8 protein-coding genes are annotated in these 7,654 nt (G+C 65.7%); all 8 read left to right on the forward strand.

Annotation, left to right across the window (positions count from 1 at the left end; all coding sequences use genetic code 11):
- The first annotated feature begins 81 nt into the window (after nucleotides 1-81).
- Nucleotides 82-318, forward strand: coding sequence for a hypothetical protein (locus NP3_RS10790; RefSeq protein ID WP_063040235.1), 237 nt, complete (start codon nucleotides 82-84; stop codon nucleotides 316-318).
- Between the two features lie 191 nt (nucleotides 319-509).
- Nucleotides 510-707, forward strand: a complete 198-nt coding sequence (locus NP3_RS10795) for a hypothetical protein (protein WP_063040237.1) — start codon at nucleotides 510-512, stop codon at nucleotides 705-707.
- 447 nt (nucleotides 708-1,154) lie between these two features.
- On the forward strand, nucleotides 1,155-2,414 hold the full coding sequence (locus NP3_RS10800; RefSeq protein ID WP_063040239.1) for a PucR family transcriptional regulator: 1,260 nt from the start codon (nucleotides 1,155-1,157) through the stop codon (nucleotides 2,412-2,414).
- Between the two features lie 84 nt (nucleotides 2,415-2,498).
- The gene (locus NP3_RS10805; RefSeq protein WP_063040240.1) at nucleotides 2,499-2,933 is read left to right on the forward strand and encodes a CBS domain-containing protein; all 435 of its coding nucleotides are present in this window, start codon (nucleotides 2,499-2,501) and stop codon (nucleotides 2,931-2,933) included.
- A gap of 208 nt (nucleotides 2,934-3,141) precedes the next feature.
- Nucleotides 3,142-4,371: an aminotransferase class V-fold PLP-dependent enzyme gene (locus tag NP3_RS10810; protein ID WP_245720885.1), complete on the forward strand. Its 1,230-nt coding sequence runs from the start codon at nucleotides 3,142-3,144 to the stop codon at nucleotides 4,369-4,371.
- Nucleotides 4,368-5,660: a heavy-metal-associated domain-containing protein gene (locus NP3_RS10815; protein ID WP_063040242.1), complete on the forward strand. Its 1,293-nt coding sequence runs from the start codon at nucleotides 4,368-4,370 to the stop codon at nucleotides 5,658-5,660. The genes NP3_RS10810 and NP3_RS10815 overlap by 4 nt, the downstream gene beginning before the upstream one ends.
- Nucleotides 5,657-7,252, forward strand: coding sequence for a type III PLP-dependent enzyme domain-containing protein (locus NP3_RS10820; RefSeq protein WP_084508429.1), 1,596 nt, complete (start codon nucleotides 5,657-5,659; stop codon nucleotides 7,250-7,252). The genes NP3_RS10815 and NP3_RS10820 overlap by 4 nt, the downstream gene beginning before the upstream one ends.
- On the forward strand, nucleotides 7,252-7,654 hold a 403-nt coding region (locus tag NP3_RS10825), incomplete at its 3' end, for a pyridoxal-phosphate dependent enzyme (RefSeq protein WP_157124248.1). The genes NP3_RS10820 and NP3_RS10825, both read left to right, overlap by 1 nt.

A 7,654-nucleotide genomic window follows, 5' to 3' on the forward strand; every position in this document is an offset into this window, starting at 1 on the left:
AGAATCGGGGAGGTACGCAGGGAGTTCGCGCCGGCGTCACCACATCCACCTCCCCATCCGCAGACGCGAGGGGCGGTCGAGATGAGTACGCCATTCCGAACTCCGCGCGGGGCCACGATCGCCGGCGGATCCGGGATCGACACCCTGCGGCAATGCTCGGCGCCGGAGTACGCGCCTCTCGATTGCGGTGTCGAACCGCGCGGCCTCACCTATCGGCAGGCCCGCGAGATCCTGCACCTGCACGAGGTGCACGGCCCGCAGTGCCGCCAATGGCTTGCCGCCGCGGCCTACCTCTCCGCCGGACTCGACGACGAATAACGTTCGACCCCAACGGCTCCACCGACACGGCCCCAAATCGCTTCGCACGCAGTGATGTTCGTACAGATGTACTTGCATCTGTACGACACGCCGCTCTAAACTCATGCGCGACAAGGGAGTTTCGCACCCGAGAGCCCGTGCCGCTGTCGCCACCGGGATCTCTCGGCGCCAGAGCCACAGGGGGCATTCGCATGAATCCACCACGCGCTGCCGGTCGACTCGGGATCGCCGATATCGCCGCGGCCTACGGCACCGAAGCATTGCAGCGGCGCATCGCCGAACTGCACGCCAGCGGACAGCACTATGCCGCCATCGCGATCGAACGCGAAATCCGCAGCGGCGCAGTAGTAATCGATTCCGACCTGCGGAATCAGCAAGGCGCGGCCTAGATTCCGCTGCCCAGCCCATGAACCGGGGGTCCAAGGCGCACAACAGGTTCGGAGGTGCGGCCGGGTCGAGTGCTTGCAGCGCAATGGATACCGTGCGCGGCGAGTACATCGTCGTCAGCCGATCGGGCATGTCCGGATCGCGGCCGTCGTGGAGGGTGACGTCGTGCACTGTCGCGTCTGGACGCGCGGCGCGACGACGCGGGCCGATCGCACGCAGTCGCCGACCCCGAGGCCGACGTTAAGACGGCTGGTCACGGATTTTCGATAGTTCTCGCCGGGCGCTGGAGCTTCCCACCACGGCACATGGCCCGCATGTGGACAATGCACAACGTTGCCGCGCCGCAATAGATTTCGCGTAGTCTTCCCTGGTTCATAACCATTTCGTATAGTGATGCAACGATTCGGGCGCAGATCTATCACGTCCGATGTGGCACTGGAGCGACGCGTATGACTTTCTCCGCGCTGGATCTGTCCGTCGACCCGACGGACCCTGTCCTAGAGATCGGCGGCCAGCCCGCGTCGATTCCCCTACTCAATACCGACCGCGTCGCCTCGCGCATGGTCGGTTACTTCGCGACCTGTATGGCGCCGTGTCGCACGCTGCCCGGCGAGCAGCTACGCGGCGATGTCACCAAGCTGACCCGCAGCTGCCTGGCATTGGCCGCCGAAATGTTCGACAAGCGCGCGGTTCCCGGCGAGGAACAGCTCGGCGAGGTCAGGGAGGCGGCGGCGCAATGGGCCCGCGAGGCGGTGCCGCTCGGCACCATCCTGCGCGCCTACCACGAGGGGCTGCGCATCGCGTTCGGGTTGGTGACAGCGCGCGCCAAGGCCGACGATATCGATGAACTGCTGGTCGCCACCGACCTCATGCTCGAACTCCTGGAGGCGATCACCGCGGCGGTTTCGGACGCCTACGTCGAGGAACAGCATCTCGTCGCGCGCGAACACCAGACCGCGACGCAGACGCTGGCTTCGGCGCTGCTGAGCGGTCGCGGCAGTTCCGCGCTCGCCCGCCAGGCCGGCATCCCGATCGCCGACTCGTACCAGGTGGTCGCGCTATCGATTCCCGAACATCCGGACGAGCGCGATCCACGCGTCGACAGCCATGTCGCCGCCCGCAGGAAACTGCGCCGCCTGCAATCGGAACTGGCCACCGCCTTCAAATCCCGGGTGCTCGCGCTGCTGAGCACCAAGGGCGGCACGCTACTGGTCCCGATCGAGGACGACGCACCGGTCCTGACCGCCGAAACATTGCGACTGCTCGCCGAATCCGCCGAGGTCGCGCTCACCGCCACGCTGGTCACCAGCGAGACCGATCAGATACCCGACGCCGCCGATCAGGCCCATGAACTACTCAATCTGGTGCGGGTCGGTGGACGCAATCCCGGCCTGTACCAGATGGCGGACCTCGCCGTGGAGTACCAGCTCACCCGGGGCGGCCCGGCCACTCGACGCATCGCGACCATTCTCGATCCGCTCGACGCCCATCCCGAACTGTTCGACACCATGCGCGCCTACCTGGGCAACGATATGAATCGCCAGCTCACGGCGCGCCAGCTCTATGTCCACCCGAATACCGTCGATTACCGGCTACGCCGCATCGCTCAGCTGACCTCGATCGATCTGGCCACCTCGGCAGGCATTTCACAGGCCGCCATCGCCCTGCTCGCGCGCGATCTGGACCGCAGCGTCGCCAGACGGCTGTAGATTGCAGCCTGATGCGGATTTGTGCTGGTCACGAGATCACAAAGGCGTCATCCTAGTAGTGCCGCGACCTCTGGATGGTGGATTATGCGAATAGCGGAGATCTTGCACAGGAAGGGCAGCGACGTGGCGACCGTCGCGCCCGAGACCACGGTACGGACCCTGCTCGGCACGCTCGCGGAGCACAATATCGGGGCGGTGGTGGTATCGCCGGACGGCAGCCGGATCGTCGGCATTGTCTCCGAGCGCGATGTGGTGCGCAGTCTGCACGCGCGCGGCGCCGCGCTGCTCGATACGCCCGTCGCGGAGATCATGACCGTCGATGTGCGAACCTGCGCACCCGACGATCTGGTCGACGGACTGCGCGGCACCATGACCGAGCACCGCGTCCGGCACCTGCCCGTGGTCCGTGACGGCCGCCTGATCGGCATCGTCAGCATCGGCGATGTGGTCAAGAGCGCGATCTCCGAACTGGCCACCGAACGTCAGCATCTGGTCGAGTACGTGCAGGGGCAGTACTGAACTGCCGCGGATATCCGCGACAGGGCCCTTGGTAGCTGCGACTTGTCGAAAGCCGTTGGCTACGAGAATCCTTCGAAGTCGTCACCGAAAGTGCGTATCGTTGGTGGCGTCCAGCGCGGTTCTCGGAGGGAGCGGCACCTTGCGGTCACCTGCGTCCGGGACGCACCCAGCCCGACCGGCCACCACCCGGTCCGCACCGCGGATTCCGGTGCCGCCGCCCCTCGCGACCGTGCGCGAACTCTTTCCGGCGCTGGCCGAATCCACGGAGATCTATCTCGACAGCGCGGCCACCACGCAGAAGCCGCTGCCGGTCATCGAGACCATCCACCGCTATCACACCTCGCGTACCGCCAACGCCGGTCGCGGAACCTATCCGTGGGCCACCGATCTCACCACGCGCCTGGCCCGGGTCCGGGATCGCATGGCGACCTTCATCGGCGCCGAATCGCCCGCGGAGGTGGTCTTCACCGGCGGCGCGACCGCGGCGCTCAATGCCGTCGCATTGTCCTGGGGGCTGGCCGAACTCGATGACGGTGACGAAATCCTCTACAACCCAAGCGATCACGCCTCGAATGTGCATCCGTGGCACCATCTGCGCCAAGTGCTCGCGCGCTTCGGGCGGCGCATCGAACTGGTTCCCTACCGCGTGACCGAACTCGGCGAAGCCGATACCACCGACATCTTGGACAAGGTCGGGCCGCGCACCCGGCTGATCACCACCAGCCATCTGCACCACGTCTTCGGCGGACTCACCACGCTCGAGGAGTTGCGCGGCAAACTCGATCCCCGGATTCTGCTGTGCTTCGACTGCAGTCAGAGCGGTGGGCACATGCCGCTGGACGTGACCGAACTCGGCGCCGACTTCGCGATCTTCGCCGCGCACAAGATGTTCGGCGCACCTGGCACCGGAATCCTCTACTGCCACCGCAGAGTTCACGATCAGCTGCTGCCGTTCCTGCCTGGTGGCAATACCGGTGTCGACCTCACCGACGCCGGATTGACCTCGACCGGCATGCCGGAACTACTCGAGGGCGGCACCCAGAACATTCCGGGCATCCTGGCTCTCGGCAGCGCACTCGAGGTGCTGGAATCGCTGGATCCCGGTGTGATCGCCGCGCACAATCGCGAATTGACGCTGCGGCTCATCGACAATCTGCGGCCGGTACCCGGGCTGGAATTCCTGCCCGGTCCGGCGCACGCACCGTGCGCGATCGGCTACGGCATCGTGTCCTTCACGCTCGCGGGCATTTCCGCGACCGATCTCGGATTCGTATTGAGCGAGTTGGGTTTTCTGGTCCGCACCGGCTTACACTGCTCACCCCGGGCTGGCGACGACGCCACGGACTCGGTACGGGTCAGCACGCATATCTACAACACCGTCGAGGAGATCGACCGGTTCGCGACCTGCGTCAAGACGATTGCCGAGGAGGTCACATGAGAATGGACGACACCCCGCGCTATGACCGGCGGGCGGCGTCCCGGGTGCTGGCGGGCCTGGCCCAACCCGGATTGTTCGCCACTGCGATCGCGATCCCGCCGAGTCGACATATCGAATACACCTGCGCCGCACTGCGTCCCGAGCCCGACAGTCACCTCACCTATTCGCAGCGGCTGTACCTGCAGCAGTTCATGCGGCCGTGCCAGCCCGCCCAGGTCACCAGCGCGACGCACCGCATCGCCTGGACCGATAGCGACGGCGTCCCCAATACCGGGCACTTCCGCGCCGACGGCCTCGGCCCGCTGGTGCCCATCGCCATGCGCGAAACCGTGCTGGTACTGTGGAGCGCCCTGGCCGCGAATTCCGCACTGACACAACGGGTCGACGACCTCGGCCCGCGCGAACACGCAGTGCTCGACGGGACCACCACCGATCACGATCCGATCGAAATCTTCCGCGTCGGCATCGAGGCCACCGGACGCGCACTGGCCCAGCACGCACTGCTGGCGCGTCAGACGCAATATCGCAGTGCGGCCGAATTCGCCAGGGGCATACACGATTCCGGCATCTTCTCAGCAGTCGCCACCCGCTGGTTCTGGGAACTGCAGGCCTCCACCTACCGGCGCGGCATGATCCCGGTGACGCTCGCCGCCCAACCGGATGGCACGGTGCGCTACACCGCCGACACGGTGGCGACATTGCGCGCGATGAAGGACGCCACCATCGGTGACGCGCACACCGTGATGCGGCGAGCGACCCGGGTCGAGGGACTGAGCGTCGAGGCGGCCATCGCGAAATATCATGACGATCTCGATCTCATCTCCCGCCAGTACGCGCTGCTGCCCGCTAATACCCGTCCCTCTTGCCTGGCCGCCATGCCCCATCACCTCGGCGGCGGGCACTACAACCTGTTGCCGCTGGTGGTGGACAAATTCGTCGAGATCTTCGAACAGCTCGCCGAGTGGATCCGGATCACCGAGGTCGGTGCGGAGCCGGACGAACTGACCGCCGACGCGCCTGCCAGCGCCGAGGATCGGATCTTCTATGTGCCGGATATGAGCTGTCAGCACTGTGTCCGCACGATCACCGGGGTGCTGGAGACGATGGGCATCAAGGTGATCGAGATCGATCTGCCCAGTAAACGGGTGGTCGCCGAATTCCGCAGTCCGCGCAATCGGGCCCGCGCCTTCGAGTCGATCCGCGACGGCGGCTACAACCCGGTGGCCGAGAAACCGGCGCGCACCGCACTGGCGTCCCCGCGGTCCCAGCCCACGGAAACCGCCGTATGACGGCACCGCTACCGGCGCTACCCGCGAAGATCCATCCGCTGGTGCGCGCCTATCTCGATACCCGCGATGCCGTCGAGGAGACGCTGATTCGCTTCGGATCCCCGACCCACCTGGTGTTCCCGCAGGTCTACGCGGAGAACCTGAAACGGTTGCGCGCCGTGCTCGACAGCAGGGGCGCACGCTACCGAATCTGCTACGCGCACAAGGTGAATCAATCCCGCGCTTTGGTGCGGACCGCCGAACATGCCGGTATCGCCATCGATGTCGCTTCTGCGCAGGAGTTGGCCAGTGCCATCGGGGCCGGATTCGGCCCGATGCGGATCGAGGTGACCGGGCCGAAAGGTGAAGCGTTCCTGCGTGATCTGATCGACTGCGGCGTCACCATCAATGTCGACAATTTGTGGGAGCTGCGGCGGATCACCGAATTGGCCGGTGACCGCGCGCGAGTTCCGGTCCTGCTGCGGGTTTCCGGTTTCGACGAGACGGCGGTGAGCCGGTTCGGTGTGCCGCTGGCCCATGTGGACCAAGCCCTGGATCTACTGTCGGCCAATCGTCGGCGAATCGCGTTCCTCGGCTTCGCCTTTCATATCGACTCCGGTGACGCCGCGGAACGCATCCGGGCCATCGACGCTTGCCTCGAGCTGGTCGAGCGCGCCTACGACCGCGGACTCGGCCCATCGGTGCTGAATATCGGCGGCGGCTTCCGACAGGTGTTCACCGCCGACGCGGACCGCTTCGACGGGTATGTGCGGGCGCTGCGCGAATCGCTGCTCGGTCGTGGCGAATCGATGAGCTGGTCGAACAATACGTTCGGCTATCACGTGGATGACGGTGCGGTGCACGGGATTCCGGTCTTCCACAAGTACGCGAACACGGTGCCCGCGACGGCGATGTTGAATGATCTGCTCGGCGCGCCGCTGGAGCGGCACGGTGGCCGCACCGTGGCCCAGGTGGCCGGGGACAATATGCTCGATATTTGGTTGGAGCCGGGTAAGGCTCTGGTCGATCATGCGGGGGTGACAGTGTCACGGGTGGAGTTCGTCAAGGAACTCGCAGATGGCACGGTGCTGGTGAATCTGGATCTGAGCCGGGATCAGGTGACCCCAGCGGATCAGGAGGTCATGGTCGATCCGGTGATCCTGCCGAGTATCGCGCATATGCCGAGCAGCGCTCCTGTCCGCAACACCATCCCTGGCGATGGCGTGACGCCGCTGCGCAGCGCCGCCGACACCATGCCGACCTTGCGTCCGGTGGTCGAATCCGGGCCGGTCGGTGTGTATTTCGCCGGACGCCTGTGCCTGGAGCGCGACCTGATCACCAATCACAAGGTGTGGCTGCCCGAGTGCCCACGTCAGGGCGATCTGGTGGTGTTCCCGAATACCGGCGCCTATCACATGGACCTGTCCGCGGCCTCGGCGTCGATGCACGCACTGCCAGCGAAGCTCGCTGTCGTGCATCGCGCGGGCAGTTTTCAGGTCTATCGCGATACCGATTACGAACCGCTCATACCCGTCGGTCTGCCACCACCGCGCCGCACTCCCCCGCGCAGCCCGCGTCGTCCGCTGCCGCGCCGACCCTCCGGAGCGCCGTAATGCGCTACGACCACATCACCGAGCTGATCGGCAATACGCCACTGCTGCGGCTGGATCCGGCCGTACACGGCCTGGCCAATGTCGAGCTGTACGCGAAACTGGAGTCGCACAATCCCTTCGGCTCGGTCAAGGACCGGGTGGCCTGGGGCATGATCCGCGACGATCTCGACGAGATCCGCGCGAGCGGGCAGACACTCATCGAGGCATCGAGCGGCAATACCGCCAAGGCGCTGCGCATTATCGGCGCGATACACGGCGTCGGCCTGCGCGCGGTGACCAATCGGATCAAGGTCGCAGAGGTGCGAGAGCTGCTGCAACTGTTCGGCACCGAGATCGTGGAGTTGCCCGGGCTGTCCGAATGTCCGGATCCGACCACACCGAACGATGTGTATTCGGTGATCG

The sequence above is a fragment of the Nocardia pseudovaccinii NBRC 100343 genome (genome assembly GCF_001613225.1).
GTDB lineage: Bacteria > Actinomycetota > Actinomycetes > Mycobacteriales > Mycobacteriaceae > Nocardia > Nocardia pseudovaccinii.

Excerpts from the sequence above, each read along its gene's own strand:
- NP3_RS10790 (WP_063040235.1), top strand. The coding sequence starts at position 82 with ATGAGTACGCCATTCCGAACTCCGCGCGGGGCCACGATCGCCGGCGGA.
- NP3_RS10815 (WP_063040242.1), top strand. The coding sequence starts at position 4,368 with ATGAGAATGGACGACACCCCGCGCTATGACCGGCGGGCGGCGTCCCGG.
- NP3_RS10800 (WP_063040239.1), top strand. The coding sequence starts at position 1,155 with ATGACTTTCTCCGCGCTGGATCTGTCCGTCGACCCGACGGACCCTGTC.
- NP3_RS10820 (WP_084508429.1), top strand. The coding sequence starts at position 5,657 with ATGACGGCACCGCTACCGGCGCTACCCGCGAAGATCCATCCGCTGGTG.
- NP3_RS10795 (WP_063040237.1), top strand. The coding sequence starts at position 510 with ATGAATCCACCACGCGCTGCCGGTCGACTCGGGATCGCCGATATCGCC.
- NP3_RS10805 (WP_063040240.1), top strand. The coding sequence starts at position 2,499 with ATGCGAATAGCGGAGATCTTGCACAGGAAGGGCAGCGACGTGGCGACC.